The 20,454-nt window shown below is 63.2% G+C and carries 21 protein-coding genes and 1 pseudogene; 14 read left to right on the plus strand and 8 right to left on the minus strand.

From position 1 onward, the window contains the following. The first annotated feature begins 2 nt into the window (after positions 1–2). The 3 genes from OKW45_RS12970 to OKW45_RS12980 are packed head-to-tail and all read left to right on the plus strand — an operon-like array spanning position 3 to position 1,708. Positions 3–566, plus strand: a complete 564-nt coding sequence (locus OKW45_RS12970) for a SiaB family protein kinase (protein WP_090808073.1) — start codon at positions 3–5, stop codon at positions 564–566. 19 nt (positions 567–585) lie between these two features. Beyond that, entirely contained in the window at positions 586–981 is a 396-nt protein-coding gene (locus OKW45_RS12975) for a DUF1987 domain-containing protein (RefSeq protein WP_018423981.1), read from the plus strand. A gap of 1 nt (position 982) precedes the next feature. After that, positions 983–1,708 carry a GGDEF domain-containing protein gene (locus tag OKW45_RS12980; RefSeq protein ID WP_429468643.1) on the plus strand — a complete coding sequence of 242 codons (726 nt, stop codon included), beginning with the start codon at positions 983–985 and terminating at the stop codon, positions 1,706–1,708. Positions 1,709–1,788: 80 nt separating this feature from the next. Here OKW45_RS12980 and OKW45_RS12985 read toward each other — a convergent pair whose 3' ends face one another. Beyond that, positions 1,789–2,034 carry a hypothetical protein gene (locus tag OKW45_RS12985; protein ID WP_239499235.1) on the minus strand — a complete coding sequence of 82 codons (246 nt, stop codon included), beginning with the start codon at positions 2,032–2,034 and terminating at the stop codon, positions 1,789–1,791. Between OKW45_RS12985 and OKW45_RS12990 the strand changes: the two genes are divergently transcribed. From OKW45_RS12990 to OKW45_RS13000, 3 genes are all read left to right on the plus strand, one after another. Further along, complete coding sequence (locus tag OKW45_RS12990; protein WP_429468645.1) at positions 2,020–3,837, plus strand: putative bifunctional diguanylate cyclase/phosphodiesterase; 1,818 nt, start codon at positions 2,020–2,022, stop codon at positions 3,835–3,837. The genes OKW45_RS12985 and OKW45_RS12990 overlap by 15 nt on opposite strands. Before the next feature lie 148 nt (positions 3,838–3,985). Further along, entirely contained in the window at positions 3,986–4,363 is a 378-nt protein-coding gene (locus OKW45_RS12995) for a hypothetical protein (protein WP_429468647.1), read from the plus strand. Positions 4,364–4,606: 243 nt separating this feature from the next. Next, positions 4,607–4,924 (plus strand): hypothetical protein, encoded by a 318-nt coding sequence (locus tag OKW45_RS13000; RefSeq protein WP_429468649.1) that lies wholly within the window; start codon positions 4,607–4,609, stop codon positions 4,922–4,924. On the opposite strand, the pseudogene OKW45_RS13005 reads toward OKW45_RS13000, so the two are convergent. Beyond that, a pseudogene (locus OKW45_RS13005) lies at positions 4,921–5,214 on the minus strand (helix-turn-helix domain-containing protein); the annotation flags it as partial. The gene OKW45_RS13000 and the pseudogene OKW45_RS13005 overlap by 4 nt on opposite strands. A gap of 154 nt (positions 5,215–5,368) precedes the next feature. Between OKW45_RS13005 and OKW45_RS13010 the strand changes: the two are divergent. Beyond that, a complete protein-coding gene (locus OKW45_RS13010; protein ID WP_429468651.1) occupies positions 5,369–5,896 on the plus strand; it encodes an Mpo1 family 2-hydroxy fatty acid dioxygenase in 528 nt (175 codons plus the stop codon). A gap of 1 nt (position 5,897) precedes the next feature. Here OKW45_RS13010 and rarD read toward each other — a convergent pair whose 3' ends face one another. Next, positions 5,898–6,794 (minus strand): EamA family transporter RarD, encoded by an 897-nt coding sequence (gene rarD / locus OKW45_RS13015; RefSeq protein ID WP_429468654.1) that lies wholly within the window; start codon positions 6,792–6,794, stop codon positions 5,898–5,900. Positions 6,795–7,353: 559 nt separating this feature from the next. On the opposite strand from rarD, the gene egtD reads away from it, so the two are divergent. Continuing rightward, positions 7,354–8,337, plus strand: a complete 984-nt coding sequence (gene egtD / locus OKW45_RS13020) for an L-histidine N(alpha)-methyltransferase (protein WP_018423989.1) — start codon at positions 7,354–7,356, stop codon at positions 8,335–8,337. A 103-nt stretch (positions 8,338–8,440) separates the two neighbouring features. On the opposite strand, the gene OKW45_RS13025 is transcribed toward egtD, so the two are convergent. Further along, positions 8,441–8,734, minus strand: a complete 294-nt coding sequence (locus OKW45_RS13025; RefSeq protein WP_018423990.1) for an acylphosphatase — start codon at positions 8,732–8,734, stop codon at positions 8,441–8,443. A 138-nt stretch (positions 8,735–8,872) separates the two neighbouring features. Between OKW45_RS13025 and hpnA the strand changes: the two genes are divergently transcribed. Then, positions 8,873–9,883 carry a hopanoid-associated sugar epimerase gene (gene hpnA, locus OKW45_RS13030; protein ID WP_429468657.1) on the plus strand — a complete coding sequence of 337 codons (1,011 nt, stop codon included), beginning with the start codon at positions 8,873–8,875 and terminating at the stop codon, positions 9,881–9,883. Between the two features lie 134 nt (positions 9,884–10,017). Further along, the gene (locus OKW45_RS13035) at positions 10,018–10,596 is read left to right on the plus strand and encodes a hypothetical protein (RefSeq protein WP_018423992.1); all 579 of its coding nucleotides are present in this window, start codon (positions 10,018–10,020) and stop codon (positions 10,594–10,596) included. Between the two features lie 90 nt (positions 10,597–10,686). Here the strand turns inward: OKW45_RS13035 and OKW45_RS13040 are convergent, their stop codons facing one another. Both OKW45_RS13040 and hpnC read right to left on the minus strand, forming a co-directional pair. After that, positions 10,687–11,859, minus strand: a complete 1,173-nt coding sequence (locus OKW45_RS13040; RefSeq protein WP_429468659.1) for a glycosyltransferase — start codon at positions 11,857–11,859, stop codon at positions 10,687–10,689. Further along, entirely contained in the window at positions 11,859–12,725 is an 867-nt protein-coding gene (hpnC, locus tag OKW45_RS13045) for a squalene synthase HpnC (protein ID WP_429468662.1), read from the minus strand. The genes OKW45_RS13040 and hpnC overlap by 1 nt, the downstream gene beginning before the upstream one ends. A 379-nt stretch (positions 12,726–13,104) precedes the next feature. Between hpnC and ispH the strand changes: the two genes are divergently transcribed. Together ispH and hpnH are read left to right on the plus strand one after the other, a co-directional pair. Beyond that, a complete protein-coding gene (gene ispH, locus OKW45_RS13050; protein WP_018423995.1) occupies positions 13,105–14,049 on the plus strand; it encodes a 4-hydroxy-3-methylbut-2-enyl diphosphate reductase in 945 nt (314 codons plus the stop codon). 10 nt (positions 14,050–14,059) lie between these two features. Then, entirely contained in the window at positions 14,060–15,214 is a 1,155-nt protein-coding gene (hpnH, locus tag OKW45_RS13055; protein WP_018423996.1) for an adenosyl-hopene transferase HpnH, read from the plus strand. Positions 15,215–15,358: 144 nt separating this feature from the next. Here hpnH and OKW45_RS13060 read toward each other — a convergent pair whose 3' ends face one another. After that, a complete protein-coding gene (locus OKW45_RS13060) occupies positions 15,359–15,958 on the minus strand; it encodes an MlaC/ttg2D family ABC transporter substrate-binding protein (protein ID WP_018423997.1) in 600 nt (199 codons plus the stop codon). A gap of 211 nt (positions 15,959–16,169) precedes the next feature. Here OKW45_RS13060 and hpnN point away from each other — a divergent pair, with 211 nt between their 5' ends. Continuing rightward, positions 16,170–18,785 (plus strand): hopanoid transporter HpnN, encoded by a 2,616-nt coding sequence (hpnN, locus tag OKW45_RS13065; RefSeq protein WP_429468664.1) that lies wholly within the window; start codon positions 16,170–16,172, stop codon positions 18,783–18,785. A 2-nt stretch (positions 18,786–18,787) separates the two neighbouring features. After that, positions 18,788–19,807 carry an MlaA family lipoprotein gene (locus OKW45_RS13070; protein ID WP_429468667.1) on the plus strand — a complete coding sequence of 340 codons (1,020 nt, stop codon included), beginning with the start codon at positions 18,788–18,790 and terminating at the stop codon, positions 19,805–19,807. A 156-nt stretch (positions 19,808–19,963) separates the two neighbouring features. Here the strand turns inward: OKW45_RS13070 and OKW45_RS13075 are convergent, their stop codons facing one another. Continuing rightward, on the minus strand, positions 19,964–20,449 hold the full coding sequence (locus tag OKW45_RS13075; protein WP_018424000.1) for an acyl-CoA thioesterase: 486 nt from the start codon (positions 20,447–20,449) through the stop codon (positions 19,964–19,966). Between the last annotated feature and the right edge of the window lie 5 nt (positions 20,450–20,454).

The raw sequence follows: 20,454 nt of genomic DNA on the forward strand, positions 1-20,454 counted from the left end.
GAATGTCCCAACTACTAGAACAAGACAGCGCCTTTTTCGAACTCGCGCAGCGGCGCAACGTGCTCTTCTATCACAAGGGCTACTTCTCCCATAACATCGTCGCGTCGATGGGCGAAGTCGTGAAACTGCAGCTCGAAGTCGCCGGCGTCAGCGGTCCTACTCGCCGCAAACTCTTCTCGTCCTTTATCGAACTGGCACAGAACATCGTTCATTACTCGTCGAACGCGCTGGAGCCCGGTGGCGAACGGGCAGGCGAGATACGCGAGGGCGCGGTCTGCATCTCCAGGCACGGCGAACATCACGTAATGTTGTGCGTCAATCCCATCGCGACCGCCGAAGTCGAGGACCTGCGAAGCAGGTTGGAGCCTCTGCGCAACATGTCACTCGAAGAAATCAAGCAAGCGTACAAGGTTTCATTGCGCACCGATGCTCCGAAAGACAGCAAGGGCGCCGGGCTCGGTTTCCTGACGATGGCGCGCGATGCGAGCGCGCCGCTTGAATTCGCTTTTCATCCGCGTGCCGACGAACCGGGCACCACGCTGTTTTGCCTCATGGCCATCATCTGAGCAGGAAGGCACACGAACAATGGAAAACCTACACATCCCCGCGACGACGACGTCGCCCGAAGTCGATTTTCGCTTCGACCAACACGCGTTGTCGATCAGGGGAGAGTCCTACCCCGAAAACGCAGCCGCCTTTTACGCGCCGATCATCGAGCAGATGCGCAAATACCTCGCCGCGAACGCCGGGGCCGAGATCACTATCGACGTCGCGCTGACGTACTTCAATAGCTCGAGTACCAAAATGCTGTTCAGCATCTTCGACGCGCTCGATCAGGCGGCGGAATCGGGAACCCGCGTGTCGATGAACTGGTATCGCGACGAGGAAGACGAGACCATTGCCGAATTCGGCGAAGAACTGAAAGCCGATTTCCGCGCGATCGAGTTCACCGATCGTCCCATTGCGCAGCAGGGAAAGTAAAGTGCGTTCGACCTCTTCCCTTGACGTGTCCTCGGGCGGCGCACCCGATCTGTTCCAGAACGAGAGCACCGCGCTGGCAAAGGCTCGGGCCATGCATTCGATCATCGATGCGGACCCCGCGCAGTATCGCCAGTCGTTGGGCGAACTCATCGAGCACTTCCAGCGCCTGATGCGCGAGACACGGCGCCTGATCGGCCGCAGCGACCGGGCTGAACGCGAGATGCAGGTGCTGGCCCAGCAGTTGGCGTATCGCGCATCGCACGACGCGTTGACGGGCGTACTGAACCGCAGCGCCGTGATCGAACGGACCACCAAGATCTTGCGCATCAGTAGCGCGGTGATGATCATCCTCGACATCGACGAATTCAAGCGGATCAACGACGACTACGGCCACCCCACCGGAGACGCGGTCATTTCGGGGGTCGTCGATTGTCTGCGCAGAATCGTCGGGGAACAAGGCTTCATCGGCCGAGTGGGCGGTGAGGAGTTCACCGTGCTGCTGCCCGGTCATGAACCGGCCAGCGGTGCCATTCTTGCCGAGCGCATGCGAGAAGCCATCAGTGACTCGCTGGTCGTTCCATCCGTCGAGCGCCGCATCACGGCCAGCTTTGGCGTCAGCATCAACGAGGTTGGAACCTGTTTCGACACCGCATATGGCCTCGCCGATGCGGCTCTGTACCGCGCCAAGCGAAGCGGGCGCAACCGCGTGGAATTTGCCGATCGATAGGTGGATAAGCAGACCCATAGCGCGCCGTTACAGGCAGATCCGGAGCCCTAAGGCAAGTCATGCAGCCACCTAAACATTCACTATCCGGGCGGGTCGGTGTTCGCCCGCGCCGGGTTGACGGAAAGGGAAGGGCCTTGGGACAGGAAGCAACGCGCAAAGCCGGTACTGTCATAGCCGTACTTGCCATTCTCGCTGTCATTGCGACGAGTACCTTCCTCGCAATCCGCCAGAGCAGCGAGCAGGACAGTTCGCTTCGGACGATCCAGGCTTCCGGGCGGCTGCGCCACGACCTCGACCAGGTTCAGCAAGTCATGCTCGATGAGCATGCGACGCTCTACACCTCGATCGCAACGGTGCCGCTCTACAAACGCGCCGCTTATAGCTTTCCGATGCTGGAACTGCTCGCGTTGACGCGCGACGCGCGCGAGAGCTGCAGCGAGAATCACGAATGCATATCGAGGCTGTCGGATCTGGACGACATGATCGGCAGACTTAGCGAGCTGAGCTTTGGTCTTGCGCGCAAGATCGCGGAACAACCCGGCAGCGTGGCAGTGGGCGACCCCAGACTCGAACAAATCGACGCCTATTTCTATAGCGTTCTCGAGCGGGTCGTCGACGTACGACTCGCGGCCGACGCCAAGGTCGCTTTAGTCGTCAGCCAATCCTCGTTGGATGGGAAGTGGTTTACGCGCATGCTGTTGAGCTGCGGCGTCGCTTCGGCCTTGTTGCTGCTTTCGCTGATTCACTGGAACGGGCGCATCGGAGCGCATCTTCGTCGTTCGCTCACAAGACTCGAGCATCAAGCCAGATACGACGCACTGACCGATCTGCCGAACCGGGTGCTGCTCGGCGAACATCTTTCAGAGTCGCTCGTACGCGCGGCAGCGACAGGTCAGAACGTTTCCGTCCTGTTCCTCGATCTCGATCGTTTCAAGGACGTCAACGATTCGCTCGGACACCGCATTGGCGATTTGTTGCTACAGGCCGTGGCGCGAAGGCTTCAGCGTCTGCTGCGCGCGACGGATTTCGTCGCGCGTTACGGGGGGGATGAATTCGTCATCGTCGCGGAACGGGCCGACGCGAAGCAACTCACCGAAATGCTGGACACGCTGATTCACGAGATGAGCGAGCCGTATCGCATCGGCGAGCACGAGCTTTATCTCGAAGCAAGCATCGGCGTCAGTACTTTTCCACAAGACGGCGCCCAGCCGGAACTGCTCACGCGAAATGCCGATGCCGCGTTGTACGTGGCGAAATCGCGCGGGAGAAACGGCTATCAATTCTACGAACCGGAGCTGAGCCGGGCGGCCGCCGAGAAGTTGCGGCTCACGACGCGACTGCGGCGCGCCGCGAAAGCCAATGAGTTGTATCTGGCGTATCAGCCGCAAATCGACATGAAAACCGGATGCATCGTCGGTGCCGAGGCACTTTTGCGGTGGCACGACGACGAACTCGGTGAAGTCTCGCCGGCCGTCTTCATCCCGCTTGCCGAAGAAACCGGTCTGATCCAGAGCATCGGCACGTGGGTATTGCGGCAAGCGTGTCTGCAGGCGAGCGCATGGGTACGCTCGGGGCTTCCGCCCGTGCGCATATCGGTCAATGTTTCGCCACTTCAACTCGAACGCGCGGACCTTCCAGGCGTAGTGCACTCGGCACTCGACGATGCCCATTGGCCCGCCGAACTGCTGGAGCTCGAAGTCACCGAGGGCACGTTGATGCGCAACGCTGAAGAAGCGCAACGGGCTTTTGCCGAACTGCGCGAACTCGGTGTGTCCATCGCTATCGACGACTTCGGCACGGGTTATTCGAGCCTCAGCTATCTGAAACGCTTTAGCGTCGACCGCATCAAGATCGATCGCGCCTTCGTTTGCGAAATCGGCAGAGACAAGGAACTCGAAGCTCTGTCGCTTGCCATCATCGCGATTGCTGAAACGCTGAGCTTCGATGTCGTCGCTGAAGGGGTCGAGCTCGAGGTCCAGCGCGAGTTTCTGGTCCGTCACGGATGCACGGTGGCCCAGGGGTTCCTGTTTAGCCCAGCGGTCTCGCCGGAAGCTTTAGCGCAATTGCTCGGCAAGACCGCGGTCGCGTCTTCATTGAGCCTGGCGCCTTTGCGGGGATTCGCATTGTGAGTCGCAACATGTATCCGCGCTGACGCACTACTTACGTTTTGTCACCAGCGCAGCGTCAACTCCTGTATTCCGCCCTACGTTAAACCGGCAGCGCTGAAATGATTCAGCCGCGACAAACGAATCCACCGATTCAATCAGGAGTCACATCATGAAGACGCTTTTCGCCGCTGTTGCTTCCGCACTGCTCGTGTCGAGCGCATTTGCTCAAACGGCCGCACCGTCTGCCGCACAACCCGCGCAAACCACGCAGCTGCCGACCGCCGGCCAGGCGAATCTGAAGGCGAGCACCGCGGTACAAGCCGGCGCGACGGACGACAGCGCGACCGCAACGAAAGCGCCCGCCGAAGGCGCTACGCAAAAGCACGTGAAAAAGACTTCCACCCATACGAAGAAGGTCCACAAATCCACGGGCAAACACACCGTGGAAACGAGCGCCGCGAAGACTAAAACGGAAAGTGCGAAGGAGGCCAGCACTGCCCCGGCGAAAGCCGACGGCGCACAAGCCGACACGACCAAAACGCAATAACGCGTGATCGGTTTCGGCGCTGACCGGCCATGCAGGTGCTGTTCAAATAGAAGTTGATCGAAGCCGGACTGTGCCGTTCAGGGAGGGCGAGTCTTACGACTCGCCTTTTTTTCTATGCGGCGTGTCATTCGCCGTCGTATCTTTTTGCCGACAGACGCGCGAATTTTTGCACCGTCTTTACTCGCGGACGACTACTCTCGAATTGTTCCAATTCACCGTCGCGTTGCACGAACGCCGCATCACATGGCTCTTACCCAATCGCTCGACAAGCTATCGCCGCAACCTGCCAGCAAGCGGGTTCAACGCAGCACCGTCATTCCGTTTCCGTCGGCGCGCGCGCTTCTACTCGTGACGCTGACGCACGCTCAGTTGCGCGCACTGCTTCATTCGCCGCTCGGCGTCTACGTAGTCAACACGGAAACCGTGCGCGAAGAAGACCGCGTGCAACTCGACATCGCGCGCGAAGATCTCCACTTCACGTTGCACATGCTGCTCACCACGTTGCCCGCCGCGACGATCGGTCCATTGAAACGTCGCGTCAGCCACCCGAGCGCGCGTTAAATGCGCTCGACGAGAGACTGTTCACGCAGCATGTCGGCATCGACGATTTCGATCTCCGCATAGCGCAGCTTCAACGCGCCCTGCGTCTCGAAGTGCATGAGCACCTGATTGATCGTCTGCCGCGACAACGCGAGCATCATCGCCAGGTCTTCCTGCGGGACCTTCAGCACGCAGCGCAATGCGCCGGGTTCGCCATAGCCGCCCGCCATCAGCAACAGGCGCCGCGCGACACGCGGTGCGGCCGGCAATAGCGCGGCTTCCTCGATCGCCTCGAACGCAGCGCGTGGTTTCGCGCCGCGTTCGAGCAGCCCGGCAAGCTCCTTCGATGAAAAACGCTCTGTCATGGACGGTATCCGTGGACGATCGTTGCTGATTGTCGGCTACCCGATGGTTTGAAAATCCGCTGCCCTCGATTATGCTGACTTTGACACAGGAGCGGCCCTGATGAGAACGCTGACGCAGCAACTGACGCAATACGCGGCCTACCATCGCGACCGGCGCAATATCGCCACGCACTTCGTCGGCATTCCGATGATCGTGCTCGCGCTCGCGGTGTTGCTGAGCCGCCCGTCATTTGGCGCCGGGATGTTCCCGGTCACGTTGTCGCCCGCGTGGTTGCTGTTCGTGGCGGTGACCGTCTACTACCTCGCGCTCGACGTGCCGCTCGGCGTGCTGATGGCCTGCGTCTCGGCGCTCTGCGTCGCGTTCGGCAAGTGGATCGCCGCGCAAACGACGCTCGCGTGGCTCGCGACCGGCATTGGGCTGTTCGTGGTCGGCTGGGTGTTCCAGTTCGTAGGCCACGTGGCCTACGAACATCGCAAGCCGGCATTCGTCGACGACGTGATCGGCCTGTTGATCGGCCCGCTATTCGTGCTCGCCGAAGCGCTGTTCGGTGTCGGCTGGCGTCCCGAGCTGCGCGACGCGATCGAGGCACAGGTAGGCCCGACGCGCATCGCTGAGCGAGCGCCGTAGTTCAGTTCGACGCGAACCGAACGAAGCGCACGCTGTGCAGCGCGGTCAGCGCGACGGCGATCCAGATCGGCACATAGGTCGCGAGTTGCGCGACGCTCAGCGTTTCGCGCAGCAGCGTGATCGACACGAACACGAGCAGCACCGGCTCGACGTAGCCGAGAATGCCGAACAACGCGACCGGCAGCAGTCGGCTCGCCTTCAGATACGAAGCGAGCGCGAGCGTGCTCAACGCACCGAGGCCCGGCAATAGCAGACACCACATTTCGGCGCGTCCGGCGATTGCTTGCAGCGAGCCGCCACCGAGAATGCACACGGCGGCCACCGGCAGCAGCAATGCCATTTCGACGGTGAACATCGCAAGCGAATCCTGATTGATCTGACGACGCAGCACGAAATAAGGCGGATAACCGAGCGCGACGACGAGCGTCGGCCACGAGAACGCGCCCGTCACCCACAGCTCGTGGGCGACGCCAGCCGCCGCGCACGCGACCGCGAGCCACTGCAACGCGTCGAGCCGCTCGTGATAGTGGAAGCGCCCGACCAGCACCATCACGAGCGGCAGCAGAAAATAGCCGAGCGACACTTCGAGCATGCGCCCATGCAGCGGCGCCCACAGAAACAGCCATAGCTGCGCGCCCAGCAAGCCCGCGGCCACGATCATCGCGACGCCGAGCTTCGGCTGCGTCATCATTCGGACAACCAGCGCGCGCAGAATCGGCAGTCGCTTGCGCAACGCGACGAGCAGCAGCGCGCCAGGCACGGTCCACACGATGCGCCACGCGAAGATGTCGAGGCCCGAAAGCGGTTTCAGCAGCGTCGCGTAAGCGGACAGTAATGCGAACATCGCCGACGCGCCGACCGACAATGCGATCCCGCGCCTGAAGTCGTTGTGACTCATTGCGCGGTCGGGGATCGGTGTGACGCGTGGGCTTGCGGCGCGCGACGCAGGCTCGCGGCGTTCGTTGTAGTCATGAATATGATGTCTCGTGAGCAGGCGGCCACGCGGGCAAAGCGGCAAACGCTGCGTTGTTGTTCTGAAGCGGCGGTGCAAAACCGTAGGAAAACGGGCATTCTAGACGGGTTATTCGCCGACGGGATTGCGCTTTTTCGTCAGTCGGCTGCAATTAGTCGTGCGCGTCGCGCGTCGATGCACTAGAACATAACTTCGTGCGCCGCGGCCGGCGAAGCCATTTCCGGTTCGTCCTCGCCTCGCGCGAATCTTGCTACCCAAGATTTGCACGCTGTGGCCGCACCACTCGCGACAACGACGTCCACAGCGGCACGCAACGAGCAGCACCCACGAGCCGGGTCGGCGAATGCAGCCTCGAGCGCAGTCTGTCAGGCCGCCACGAATCACCGCCCGCGCATCTCGCCACGGCATGCCTCAACTGCGTTTCATCGCGCATGCCACCGCCCGGCAGCAATCCCGCTCATCGAATGTGACTACTGGAGCCAGCATGACCCAGCCAGCCCTATCGCTCAGCAACTCGCCTTCCGAACTGCGTCGCGCCTTCGCCGCCGACGTGTACGCCGGCCTCACCCATACGCCGCAAAAAGAGCTGCCGTCGAAGTATCTGTACGACGAGGTCGGTTCCGCACTTTTTGAAGTGATTACCGTATTACCCGAATATGGCGTCACGCGCGCCGAAGAACGTCTGCTCGCGAAGCACGCGGCCGATATCGTCGAGCATTTGCCGCATGACGTAACGGTCGCCGAACTCGGCAGCGGCAGCGGCCGTAAAACGAGGCGCATTCTCGAGGCGCTGTGTAAAAAACGCCCTACTTCCTACTGCCCGATTGAAATTTCGCGCAGCGCGTTGCAGTTGTGCCGGCGCGAACTCGGTGACATCGAGCGGATTTCGATCGTCGGTTATGAGCGCGACTATCTGGCCGGTCTCGCCGAAGTGAGCCGGCAGCGCGCGCCCGGCGACCGCTTGCTCGTGCTGTTTCTCGGCAGCACGATCGGCAACTTCGGCAGGCTCGCGGCGACGCGCTTTCTGCGCGAGATCCGCAACATGCTCGCGCCCGGCGACGCGCTGCTGCTCGGCACCGATCTGATCAAACCCACGCCGGTGCTGGTCGCAGCCTACGACGACGCGATCGGCGTAACCGCGTCATTCAATCTGAACCTGCTCGCGCGCATCAACCGCGAACTCGACGGCGACTTTCCGCTCGATGAATTCGAGCACGTGGCGCGCTTCAATCCGGACGCGCGCAGCATCGAGATGCATCTGCGCGCGAAGCGCGATATCACCGCTCACGTGCGCGCCGCAAAGCTGACGGTGTCGCTGAAGGAAGGCGAGACGATCTGGACCGAAAGCAGCCACAAGTATCGCGCGGAAGAATTGCCCGCGATCGTCGATGGCGCCGGCTTCGTGTGCAGCCATCAATGGATCGAGGATGAGTGGGGATTCGCGGAGAGTTTATTGGTGGCCCGGTAGGCGCTGACCACGCGGCAAATAACGGCCGATAAAGGCATAAACGAAAAAGCGGCGCGCCCTCCTCTGGTCGGCGCGCCGCTTTTTTAACTCGCGCGGCTCGAGCTCAATGCTGCTCGAAGCGGTCGTAACGCCTGTCCGTGGGGCGCTCCTCGCCTCTCACTTCGGTCACGCGCGCCGCCGGCGGTCCGTGACGCAGCCACGACAACATCCGGTCGATCTGATTGGCCGGTCCCTGCAACATCGCCTCGACCGAACCGTCGTCGCGATTCGCGACCCATCCCTTGATGCCGAGCGCGTGCGCCTGGCGCACCGTCGCAAGCCGAAAGCCAACGCCCTGCACGGTGCCGCGCACCCGCGCGTAGTACGTTTCGATCCGCTCATCCAGATCCGGGGCCATGCCGCTACCTCCTTTTAATGCCTGACAGTCTTTCAAGCCGGCATTCTAGTCGCGTCGCGGCGAGCGTGCTGGAGAACGCCCATCCGTTGCGCGCGCCACGTACAATCCGTCGACCATCACGCAGGAAATGGAAACAGAATGACCGAACAGCATCGCGATCTCGTGCTCGTGACCGGCGCGTCGGGCTTCGTCGGCTCGTCGGTGGCGCGCATCGCGCAGAGCAAGGGCTTTCGCGTACGAGTGCTGGTGCGCGCAACGAGTCCGCGCAAGAACGTCGAATCGCTCGACGCGGAAATCGTCGTCGGCGACATGCGCGACGAAGCATCGATGCGCAACGCGCTGCGCGGCGTGCGCTATCTGCTGCACGTGGCCGCCGATTATCGGCTGTGGGCGCCGGACCCCGGCGAGATCGAGCGCGCGAATCTCGAAGGCACCGAGGCGACGATGCGCGCGGCGTTGAAGGAAGGTGTGGAACGCATCGTGTATACGAGCAGCGTCGCCACGCTGAAGGTGACGAGCTCCGGCCAGTCCGCCGACGAAACCTCGCCGCTTCGGGCCGACCAGGCGATCGGCGTCTACAAGCGCAGCAAGGTGCTCGCCGAGCGCGCGGTCGAGCGCATGATCGCCGAGGACGGTCTGCCCGCGGTGATCGTCAATCCATCGACGCCGATCGGCCCGCGCGACGTGAAACCGACGCCCACCGGACGCATCATTCTGGAGGCGGCGCTCGGCAAGATTCCCGCATTCGTCGATACGGGGCTGAACCTCGTGCACGTCGACGACGTCGCCGCCGGTCATTTCCTTGCGCTCGAACGCGGCAAGATCGGCGAGCGCTATATTCTGGGCGGCGAAAATCTGCCGTTGCAGCAGATGCTCGCCGATATCGCGGCGTTGACCGGCCGCAAGGCACCGACACTGAGCCTGCCGCGCTGGCCGTTGTATCCGCTCGCGATAGGCGCGGAAGCGGTCGCCAAATTCACGAAGCGCGAACCTTTCGTCACCGTCGACGGACTGAAGATGTCGAAGAACAAGATGTATTTCGCGTCGGCGAAGGCGGAACGCGAGCTGGGGTATCGGGCGCGGCCTTATCGCGAGGGGCTCGCCGATGCGCTCGAATGGTTCCGGCAGGCGGGGTATCTGAAGCGGTGATCAAGGGATAAGTGCACGGTTAAGTGAAGGGCTGAACAGCGGCCGTAAGCATTTTGTTACAAGTCCCGCGCCGGCGACGGGTCCAAGCCCGCGCGCAGCAGGTAAAATCGCGGGTCCTACCTGAGAAACCTCGCATGAATCTTCACGAACAGCTCGGCGCGCTGGAAATGGGCGTCGACCAGCTCATTCAGGCTGTCGTGGCCACGCAGGCCGAGAACACTCCCGAGACAAGCGCTGACGCTGCGGCATCGCCCGCAGCGGTGGAGCATGCCGCGCACGAAGCAGCGGCGCAAGCGGCAGCGGAACAGCACGCGAGCACCGAAGCAAACGCAGAAGCAAACGCAGAAACGAACGCCGAAGCGATCGATAAGCCGGCCGCCCCGCAATTCCAGCCGACGCTCGAAATCAACCGCCCCGCGCGCGACGAAATCACGATGACGATCGGCAACCAGACCGTCGCGCTACGCCCGGATCAGATCAGCCGGCTGATCGAGGAACTGTCGAACGCACGGGCGTCGATGACGCCGGAGCAGCCGCAAGGCATCCCGCCGGGCTGGCAATTCGTCTCGACGAAGAATCCGATGATGGCCGTGCAGAAGCAGTCGAACGGCGATCGCTTGCTCGTGATGCGCCACACCGGCCACGGCTGGGTGCCGTTCACGTTCTCGCCGGACATCGTGATCCAGATGTACATGATGCTGACGAACGCGTGATGAAACGCGCTACGTAGAAAAAGCGGCCTGGAGCCGCTTTTTTTACGTCTGCCTTCTGCATCCGACGAGCGCTTCGGCCATCGCCAGACATCAGCGCTCCTGCACTGGTGCCTGCACGCGCGCCTTCCACTGCCCACCCTTGCCACGCCAGTAGCGCACCGCCGATGCGAACGTTGCGCCGACATAGAACAGCGCCACGAGCGGCAGAAACGGCGCCCACAGCGGTGAGCGCCGGTAGTAGACGAGCATCGGCGCATACGCGCAGCACATCGCCGCCCACGCAATCCAGGCCGGCCAGCCGAGCGGCCCGAGGATCAACGCCGCGACCGGCGGCAACAGATAGATGATCGCCATGCCGACGAGCGTGCCCGCGAGCAGTAGCGGCGAGTAGCGCAGCTGCGTGAACGCGGTGCGCGCGATCATGTTCCAGATGTCGCGCCAGCTGTCGTAGGGACGCAGCGACACGCTCTTCGCCGCCACATCGAGCCGGATCGGATGACGGCCGGTGCCACGATGCTTGATGCGCGCGGCAAGACTGCAATCGTCGATCAGCTCCGCGCGAATCGATTCGATGCCGCCCGCTTCCTCGAGCGCCGCGCGGCGCACCAGCATGCAGCCGCCCGCCGCGGCCGCGGTGCGGTTGCGTGGATTGTTGACCCACGCGAACGGATACAGCTTCGCGAAGAAGAACACGAAGGCCGGAATCAGCGCCTTTTCCCAGAGCGAATCGCAGCGCAGCCGGACCATCAGCGAGACGAGGTCGCGCTTTTCGGCATCCGCGCGCGCGACGAGCTGCGTCAACGCCTCGGCGGGATGGCCGATATCGGCATCGGTCAGCAACAGGAATTCGGCCGGCAGATCGAGCGTGCGCACCGCCTCGATGCCCTGCGACTGCGCCCACACCTTGCCGGACCAGCCCGGGGGCAACGGCTTCGCGCTCAGCACGGTGAGGCGCTCCGGACATTGCAGCCGCAGCGCTGCGGCACGCGCGGCGTCGGCGGTGCCGTCGGTGCTGTGATCGTCGACGACGATCACGTGGAACGCGCCTGCATAGTCCTGCGTGAGCAGCGACGTGACCGCCTCGGCGATCACGTCGACTTCATTGCGCGCCGGTACGACGGCCGCGACGGCCGGCCATGCGTCGCGTGCCGCGATGGCCAGCGGCGCGGCTGGGCGCGCGCGCCAGAAGCCGCCACGCGCGAATAGCAGCACGCACCAGATCAGCAGGGAAACACACGAAAGAATGAACAGGACCGCCGCCATTAAGCATTACCCTCGATTGAGCGCGCCGCCATGCCGACGCGTCTGGATAGTCGCATTTTCAGGGTGCGCGCCGCCACCACGCACCAGTCGAACAGATTGAGGACCGGGCGCGCGCGGAACACATCGTAATCCGCGCGCTCGATGCGCTCGAGAAACCGAAAGCCTGCATGCACCGCGCCGCACAGCTCGATGCCGAGCCGCCCCGGCATGCGCAGCGCGAGCGGTGCGCCGCGGACCAGCGTGGCGCGTACGAACGCGATTTCATACGCCATCAGCGCGCGCCACGCATCGTCGACGACACCATCGGCAATCTGCGCCTCGGTCACGCCGAAGCGGCGCAAATCGGCTTGCGGCAGGTACATGTGCTGTCGTTGCCAGTCGGCGGCGACGTCGAGCCAGAAGCTGATCAGCTGCGACGCTGTGCAGATCGCGTCGGCGTCGGCAAGATTGTGCGGCGTCGCCGCGCCAACCAGATGCAGCAGCAGATGCCCGACCGGATGCGCCGAGCGGCGGCAATAGTCGACGAGCGCGGCGCGATCCGCATAGCGATTGGTATCGATGTCCTGCGCGCAGCCGTCGAGCAGATCGTAGAACGGTTCGAGCGGCAGCTCGTATTGCGCGATCACGCCAGCGAGCTTGCCGAACAACAGCGCATGCACGGGCGCGGCGCGCCGTTGCACGATCGCGTCGAGCCCGGCGCGGAAATCGGCCAGCCGGGCATGCCGCTCGGCGGCGCTCCACTGGCCTTCGGCGGAGATATCGGCCGCAGTGCGCACGACCTGATAGATAATACCGACAGGCGCGCGTAGGGCCTTAGGCAGCAACACGCTCGCGATCGGAAAGTTTTCGTGCTGATCGACGTCCATCCAGCGAGCCTCGAAACCATTCTGTAATGCAGCGCGATGTCCGCGCCGCGGCAAGGATCGGTAGTTTAAGGGTTCCGTCGTGACGGTGCAGTGTGCGGTCATGGTCGGGCGCGTTACGAGGCAATCCCGCGCTGGCTCCTTACATCTTCGTAACGCTCGCCGCCCCGGTCGTCCGCGCGGCCCAGCGGCTGCGGCAAGCGGCCAACACACGGGCCGCAGCAAAAAGCAAAGTGGCCCCGATAGCGTTAGAATGCGCGTTTGGTTTTGCTGTACCGGCCGGTCGCCGGGGCTCAAGACGTCAACTAATCAAGATGGGCGCGGCGATAAAGTCGGTTTCACGACTTCTTCGAAACCCGCGTTAGTCGGAGTTCGCCAACTTATGCGAGTCATCCTTGCTCAGCCGCGCGGCTTTTGTGCGGGCGTTGTCCGCGCAATCGAAATCGTCGATCGTGCGTTACAGCAACACGGCGCACCGGTGTATGTCCGCCACGAGATTGTCCATAACCGTCACGTGGTCGACAATCTGCGCCAGAAGGGCGCGCGTTTCGTCGAGGAACTCGATGAAGTGCCGCAAGGTGCCGTCGCGATATTCAGCGCGCATGGTGTTGCGCAAACCGTCGAACGTGATGCCGAAGCGCGCGGCCTCGACGTGCTCGACGCGACCTGCCCGCTCGTGACCAAGGTGCACGTACAGGGTCGTCAGTACGTGGCCGCCGGCCGCACGCTGATCCTGATCGGCCACGCCGGCCATCCCGAAGTGGAAGGCACGATCGGCCAGATTCCCGGCCGGGTGTTGCTCGTGCAGAGCGAGGCAGAAGTCGCGAAACTCGAGTTGCCGGTCGATGCGCCGCTCGCCTACGTGACGCAAACCACGTTGTCGGTCGATGACACGCGCGGCATCATCGACGCGCTGCTGCGCCGCTTTACCGACATGGTCGGTCCCGACACGCGCGACATCTGCTATGCAACGCAGAACCGCCAGGCGGCGGTGCGCGAGTTGAGCAAAGAGGTCGACGTGCTGCTGGTGGTAGGCGCAACCAACAGCTCGAACTCGAACCGGCTACGCGAAATCGGCAGCGAGAGCGGCGTGGCGAGCTACCTCGTCGCCGACGGCTCCGAAGTGAAGCCCGAATGGTTCGCCAACGTGCACACGGTCGGCATCACGGCCGGCGCGTCGGCGCCCGAAGAAATGGTCGAAAACGTAATCGATGCGCTACGCGCATGGGGGCCCGTCGATGTCACGACGATGGCGGGCCGTGAAGAAAAAGTCGAATTCAAGTTGCCATCGAAACTGATGCAACCACTCGCTGCACGCGAAGTTTAAGGAGGACGCCTTGTCTATTCCGCTGCTACAGAAAGTCCGCGTCGGCGCATACATCATGCGCCAGCATCTCTCCGGCAACAAACGCTATCCGCTCGCCCTGATGCTGGAGCCGCTGTTTCGCTGCAATCTCGCCTGCAATGGCTGCGGCAAGATCGACTATCCGGATCCGATTCTGAACCAGCGTCTGTCGCTGGAAGAATGCCTGCAGGCCGTCGACGAATGCGGTGCGCCGGTCGTGTCGATCGCGGGTGGCGAGCCGCTGCTGCACAAGGAAATGCCGCAGATCGTCAAGGGCATCATGGCGCGCAAGAAGTTCGTGTACCTGTGCACGAACGCGCTGCTGATGGAAAAGAAGATGGACGACTACGAGCCAAATCCGTACTTCGTGTGGTCGGTTCATCTTGACGGCGACAAGGAAGCGCACGATCACTCGGTGTCGCAGGAAGGCGTGTACGAGAAGGCCGTGGCCGCGATCCGCGAAGCGAAGCGCCGCGGCTTCCGCGTGAACATCAACTGCACGCTGTTCAACGACGCGCAGCCGGAACGCGTGGCGAAGTTCTTCGACACGTTGGGCCCGATGGGCGTCGACGGCATCACGGTATCGCCGGGTTATGCGTATGAGCGCGCGCCGGATCAGCAGCACTTCCTGAACCGCGACAAGACCAAGCAGCTGTTCCGCGAAATCTTCAAGCGCGGCAACAACGGCAAGAACTGGTCGTTCAGCCAGTCGGCGATGTTCCTCGACTTCCTCGCGGGCAACCAGACCTACGAATGCACGCCGTGGGGCAACCCGGCGCGTACCGTGTTCGGCTGGCAAAAACCGTGCTATCTGGTCGGCGAAGGCTACGTGAAGACCTTCAAGGAACTGATGGAAACCACGGACTGGGACAAGTACGGCACCGGCAACTACGAGAAGTGCGCGGACTGCATGGTCCATTGCGGTTTCGAAGCGACGGCCGTGATGGACACGGTTGCGCATCCGCTGAAGGCGCTGAAGGTCAGCATGCGCGGCCCGAAAACCACGGGCGCGTTCGCGCAGGACATTCCGCTCGACAAGCAGCGTCCCGCCGAGTACGTGTTCTCGCGTCACGTCGAGATCAAGCTCGAAGAAATCACGCGCGCCGGCAAGGGCAAGAAGGTGGAGACCGCGACGGCCGCGCATTGAGGCGTTCGACAGGAGAGCGGCCGCGCGCCGCCTCTGTATTGCGCATGATCGTTAAGCGCAAGCAGCTCGAAAAAAGAGCGCGGTGGCCAATCAAGGCCACCGCGCTTTTCTTTTACCGATTAAAACCTCCGTCGACCGACCCGCTTACGCGCCGCGCGCATTATGCGCAGTCAGGAATTTGATCAGCCCGTCGATGCCGCCTTTGGCGATCTGGTCGGCGAACTGCGTCTGATACACCTGGATCAGCCACGCGCCCATCATGTTGATGTCGTAGATCTTCCAGCCCGACGGCCCTTTAGTGAGCCGGTAGTCGATCGCGTCATCGCCGCCGTTGCTGATCACGTGCGATTGCACGACGATGTCGGTCGCGCCGCCTTCGCTGACCGGCGCAAACTGGAACTTCACGTCCTGGTCGCGCAGTTGTGACAGTGATGCGGCATAGGTACGCGTGAGCAGCAGCGTAAACTGCTCGTACAGTTGCTTCTGCTGCTCCGGCGTCGCGGTCGCCCACGGCTTGCCTACCGCGATACGTGTGGTGCGCTGAAAGTCGGTGGCGGGCAGGAAGTGCGTCTGGACGACCTGGGTGATCTTCGCCATGTCGCCGCCGCGCGCCTGCGGGTCAGCCTTCATTGCGCTCACCGTGCCCTGGACTGCACTTTTTACCACCGCGTCGGGTGCGCTCTGCGCAAACGCCGCCGTGGACACCACGGCCGCAGCCACAAAAGCAGTCAGATATCGTTTCATACGCTTGTCACGACTCGAAAGAAGTAGCGCCGACGGGCCGCAGCCCCGCGGCTAAAGAGGGGTACACCAGTATAACGGGGATTACGTTCCCATCCGGACGAAGCCGTCAGGAGCCGTACTTGCTACCGAAGTCGGGCTTGCTTGCCCGGGCTCTGTATACTTATGCACCTTCGTCAAAAACAACATCCGTGATAAGGCCACGTCCGCCTACATGCTGAAGTCATCTATCGTCCGTCTCGTCGCGTATTCGGTGCGTCATCCGCTGAGGATCATCGCGCTGTCGATCGTGCTCGCTGTCCTGAGCGGCATATACGTCGCGCATAACTTCAAGATCAACACGGACATCAGCCGTCTCATCGAGACCGACAAGCAATGGGCGGCAGTCCAGAACGCGCTCGACGCCGCCTTCCCCGACCGTGGCGACACCGTGCTGGTGGTGGTCGAGGCGCGCGCGCCCGAATTCGCCGACGCCGCCGCCAACGCGCTGACCGCCGCGCTCAGAGCCGATCCGAAGGAGTTCACGTCGGTCTCGCAGCCCGCCGGCGGCCCGTTCTTCGAACACAACGGCCTGCTGTTTCCGTCCACCGACGAGGTGATGTCCACCACCTCGCAACTCGTGCAGTCGCGCCCGCTCGTCAATCAACTTGCGCATGATCCGAGCCTGACCGGTCTCGCCGGCACGCTGAATACAACCCTGCTGCTGCCGCTGCAACTCGGCCAGGTCAAACTCCCTGACATGAGCCGGCTGCTTGCGCAAAGCGCGAACACGCTCGATCGCGTGCTGGCCGGCCAGCCCGCCGCGTTCTCGTGGCGCGCGCTCGTCGATAAAAGCGCCGCCACCGATCCGGCGCGTTCGTTTGTCGTCGTGCATCCGGTCGTCAACTACGACGCGCTGGAGCCGGGCGCGAGCGCGTCGAGGGCGATTCGCGCAACCGCAGTCTCGCTGCATCTCCAGGAGCGCTACGGCGCAACGATCCGCCTGACCGGCGAGCAGCCGCTCGCCGACGAGGAGTTCGCGTCAGTGCAGGACGGCGCGGTGCTGAACGGCATCGGCACTTTCATCGTCGTCCTGATCATTCTGTGGCTCGCGCTGCGCTCGGGCCGCATGATTGCAGCCGTGTTCATCACGCTGTTCGTCGGCCTCGCGATCACGGCCGCGCTTGGCCTGTTGATGGTCGGCGCGCTCAACATGATTTCGGTCGCGTTCATGGTGCTGTTCGTCGGGCTCGGCGTCGATTTCGGCGTGCAGTTCGGCGTCAAGTATCGCGAGGAGCGCAACCGCGACGACCGGCTGTCGGCCGCGCTGATGCACACCGCGCACAGCATCGGCGTGCCGCTCACGCTCGCGGCCGTGGCAGTCGCGCTGAGCTTCTTCTCGTTCCTGCCGACCGCTTATCGCGGCGTGTCGGAGCTTGGCCAGATCGCGGGCGTCGGCATGTTCGTCGCGTACTTCACCAACATGACCTTGCTGCCAGCGCTGCTGAAGCTCTTCAATCCGCCGGGCGAAGTCGCCTCGCCCGGTTTCAAGCAGCTCGAGCCCGTCGACGACTTCCTCGACCGCCATCGCAAGCCGGTGTTGATCGGCACGCTGCTCGTCGTGATCGGCGCGACACCGCTGCTCACGCACTTGCGTTTCGACTTCAATCCGCTGCATCTGAAGGACCCGCATACCGAGTCGTTGGCAACGTTGCTGTCGCTGAAGGATTCGCCCGAAGCCGCGGTGAACAACGTGCAGGCGCTGGCGCCGTCGCTTGCCGACGCCGACGCGATGGCCGAGCGACTGCGCAAGCTGCCGGAAGTGGGCCGCGTCAACACGCTGAGCACCTTCGTGCCGGCCGACCAGCAGCAGAAGATGATGCTGATCGCGAGCGCCGCGCAACAGCTGCTGCCGGCGCTGCAACAGCAGCCCGCGCCGCAAGCCGACGACGAGTTGCGCGTCGCCGCATTGAAGCGCGCGGCGAATCAGTTGTCGCTCGCGGCCGAGGACCATCCGGGCCCTGGCGCGGCGGACGCGCAGCACCTGTCCGCGACCTTGCAAAAGCTCGCCGCCGCCGACGCCGCCACGCGCGACCGCGCCGAAGTCGCGATGTCCGACACGCTGCGCATCGCCTTGAAGCAGCTTGAGAACCTTCTGCAGCCGACCGAAATAACCCAGCAGACCCTGCCGCCAGGCATCACCGCGATGTGGATCGGCAAGGGCGGTCATGCGCTCGTCGATATCGCGCCGAAGGTGCCCCCCGGCGTCGATCCAAACGACGACCAGATGCTCGCGCGCTTCGCGCACGCGGTGAAGAGGGCGGAGCCGGGCGCGATCGGCGGACCGATCTCGATCCTGCATTCGGCCAACACGATCATCAAGGCGTTCCTGCAGGCGGCCGTCTATGCGCTGCTGTCGATCGCCGTGCTGCTATGGATCGCGCTGCGCCGTGTCGGCGACGTGCTGCGCACGCTGGTGCCGCTGCTGGTGTCCGCGATCGTCACGCTCGAACTGTGCGTGGTATTCGGCATGCCGCTGAACTTCGCGAACATCATCGCGCTGCCGCTGATGCTCGGCGTCGGCGTCGCGTTCAAGATCTACTTCGTGATGGCGTGGCGCCACGGCCAGACCGGCCTGTTGCAGTCGAGCCTCACGCATGCGGTGCTGTTCAGCGCCGCCACAACGGCCACCGCGTTTGGTAGCCTGTGGCTGTCGCACCATCCGGGCACGTCCAGCATGGGGAGGCTGCTCGTGCTTTCGCTGTTCTGCACGCTGATCGGCGCGGTGGTGTTCCAGCCGGTACTGATGGGCAAGCCGCGTCAACGTCGCGGGAAGCAAAAAGGAATATAAGCATGAAGCTGCGTAACACCGCGCTGGCGCTCACCGCCGCGGGTCTCATTTCCGGCTGCGCGACCGCTCCGGACCGCAAGCCGGGCGATCCGTTCGAGCCGGTGAACCGGGTGATCTTCAATTTCAACGATGGAGTCGATCGCTATATCGCGGTGCCGGTCGCGAAGGGCTACCAGAAAGTGACGCCGCAGCCGCTGCGCACCGCCGTCAGCAATTTCTTCTCGAATCTGGGCGACCTCACCAACGCCGCAAACGCGCTGCTGCAACTGAAGATCACCGATGCCACCGAAGACATCATGCGCTTCGCGTTCAACTCGGTGTTTGGGATTGGCGGCCTGCTCGACTGGGCGACGCCGGCCGGTCTGCCCAAGCATCATCAGGACTTCGGTCTGACGCTCGGGCATTGGGGCATTCCGTCGGGTCCGTATCTGGTGCTGCCGCTGTTCGGGCCGAGCACGGTGCGCGACAGCATGGGGCTCGTCGTCGATGTGAAGTTCAATCCGCTGAACTATATCGAACCCGCGACCCGCAATCCGCTGTACGTGCTGCAGTTCGTGAGCACACGTTCGGATCTGCTCGGCGCGACCAGCCTTCTGGAGCAGGCCGCGCTCGACAAGTACTCGTTCGTTCGTGATGCCTATGTGCAGCAGCGCCTCGCGCGGCTGCGGGGCACGAGCAATAACCCTCCGCCGCTGCCGAACTACGACGATCACGGTGATACGGGCCCGGCTGCTGCCCCAGCGGCAGGCGCGCCGGCGGGCGGCCTGCCGAATTACTCCGATCCGGGCGATGTGGGCGAGACGCCCAATGGCGCTTCGGGAGCGGGCGGCGCGGCCAAGGGCGCGCCCGGTGCGCTGCCGAATTACAACGATTCGGGTGAGTCCTCGCCGGCGCCCAATGGGGCTTCCGGCGGAGCGACCAGCGCGCCCAGCGGGGATCTGCCGAACTACACCGATCCGGGTGACAGTGGCGCGGGCGCTACCCCAGCCGTGCCTGCTGAGCCGGCGTCGGCCCCGCAATAGCGCTCCAGGAGATCTGGGAACCGGCCGCCGCGCCGGCCGTGTCCTGGCGCTTCAGTCCCGCGCTACAAGGCACAGCGGACGCCTTCGATGGGTGCCCCGCGTGGAAGTACAGCCAAACGTCGCCCGACCGAGCCCGCGGGCATCGCTGCAACCCGCTCAGTGCAGGCTCTCGACCTCGCTGCGCTCCGCGACCCGATCTTCCTCGACCGCCGCGACTGGTGCCGTTTGCGGCACTGGCTTGGAGTTCGCGCGATAGTGAGCGAACTGCTCGTCCGCATAACGGATACGCGTGCGGCCATGTGGCACCGGATCGCCGTTTTCGTCGAGATTGACGAATACCATTTTCTCGACCGTCAGAATGCTCTTGCGTGTGATCTTGTTGCGCACTTCGCAGCGCAGCGTGATCGACGTGCGGCCGAAATGCGTGGCGGTCATGCCCAGTTCGATGATGTCGCCCTGGCGCGCCGAACTGACGAAGTTAATCTCTGACATGAACTTGGTCACGACGCGCTGATTGTCCAGCTGAGAGATCGCGTAGATCGCGGCTTCTTCGTCGATCCAGCGTAGCAGGCTGCCGCCGAACAATGTCCCGTTGGGATTCAGGTCTTCGGGCTTGACCCATTTTCTCGTGTGGAAATTCATTTGGT

The sequence above is a fragment of the Paraburkholderia lebeckiae genome, from assembly GCF_050436225.1.
GTDB classification, from domain to species: Bacteria; Pseudomonadota; Gammaproteobacteria; order Burkholderiales; family Burkholderiaceae; genus Paraburkholderia; species Paraburkholderia tuberum.

Bases quoted from the DNA above. Each gene is read 5' to 3' on its own strand.
- OKW45_RS13060 (WP_018423997.1), bottom strand. From the start codon at position 15,958: ATGAAACGATATCTGACTGCTTTTGTGGCTGCGGCCGTGGTGTCCACG.
- OKW45_RS13075 (WP_018424000.1), bottom strand. From the start codon at position 20,449: ATGAATTTCCACACGAGAAAATGGGTCAAGCCCGAAGACCTGAATCCC.
- OKW45_RS13040 (WP_429468659.1), bottom strand. From the start codon at position 11,859: ATGGCGGCGGTCCTGTTCATTCTTTCGTGTGTTTCCCTGCTGATCTGG.
- OKW45_RS12990 (WP_429468645.1), top strand. From the start codon at position 2,020: ATGCTCGATGAGCATGCGACGCTCTACACCTCGATCGCAACGGTGCCG.
- OKW45_RS13025 (WP_018423990.1), bottom strand. From the start codon at position 8,734: ATGGCCCCGGATCTGGATGAGCGGATCGAAACGTACTACGCGCGGGTG.
- ispH (WP_018423995.1), top strand. From the start codon at position 13,105: ATGCGAGTCATCCTTGCTCAGCCGCGCGGCTTTTGTGCGGGCGTTGTC.
- OKW45_RS13010 (WP_429468651.1), top strand. From the start codon at position 5,369: ATGAGAACGCTGACGCAGCAACTGACGCAATACGCGGCCTACCATCGC.
- OKW45_RS12995 (WP_429468647.1), top strand. From the start codon at position 3,986: ATGAAGACGCTTTTCGCCGCTGTTGCTTCCGCACTGCTCGTGTCGAGC.
- hpnC (WP_429468662.1), bottom strand. From the start codon at position 12,725: ATGGACGTCGATCAGCACGAAAACTTTCCGATCGCGAGCGTGTTGCTG.
- OKW45_RS13035 (WP_018423992.1), top strand. From the start codon at position 10,018: ATGAATCTTCACGAACAGCTCGGCGCGCTGGAAATGGGCGTCGACCAG.
- OKW45_RS12985 (WP_239499235.1), bottom strand. From the start codon at position 2,034: ATGCTCATCGAGCATGACTTGCTGAACCTGGTCGAGGTCGTGGCGCAG.
- OKW45_RS13070 (WP_429468667.1), top strand. From the start codon at position 18,788: ATGAAGCTGCGTAACACCGCGCTGGCGCTCACCGCCGCGGGTCTCATT.
- hpnA (WP_429468657.1), top strand. From the start codon at position 8,873: ATGACCGAACAGCATCGCGATCTCGTGCTCGTGACCGGCGCGTCGGGC.
- OKW45_RS12970 (WP_090808073.1), top strand. From the start codon at position 3: ATGTCCCAACTACTAGAACAAGACAGCGCCTTTTTCGAACTCGCGCAG.
- OKW45_RS13000 (WP_429468649.1), top strand. From the start codon at position 4,607: ATGGCTCTTACCCAATCGCTCGACAAGCTATCGCCGCAACCTGCCAGC.
- hpnN (WP_429468664.1), top strand. From the start codon at position 16,170: ATGCTGAAGTCATCTATCGTCCGTCTCGTCGCGTATTCGGTGCGTCAT.
- egtD (WP_018423989.1), top strand. From the start codon at position 7,354: ATGACCCAGCCAGCCCTATCGCTCAGCAACTCGCCTTCCGAACTGCGT.
- rarD (WP_429468654.1), bottom strand. From the start codon at position 6,794: ATGAGTCACAACGACTTCAGGCGCGGGATCGCATTGTCGGTCGGCGCG.
- OKW45_RS12975 (WP_018423981.1), top strand. From the start codon at position 586: ATGGAAAACCTACACATCCCCGCGACGACGACGTCGCCCGAAGTCGAT.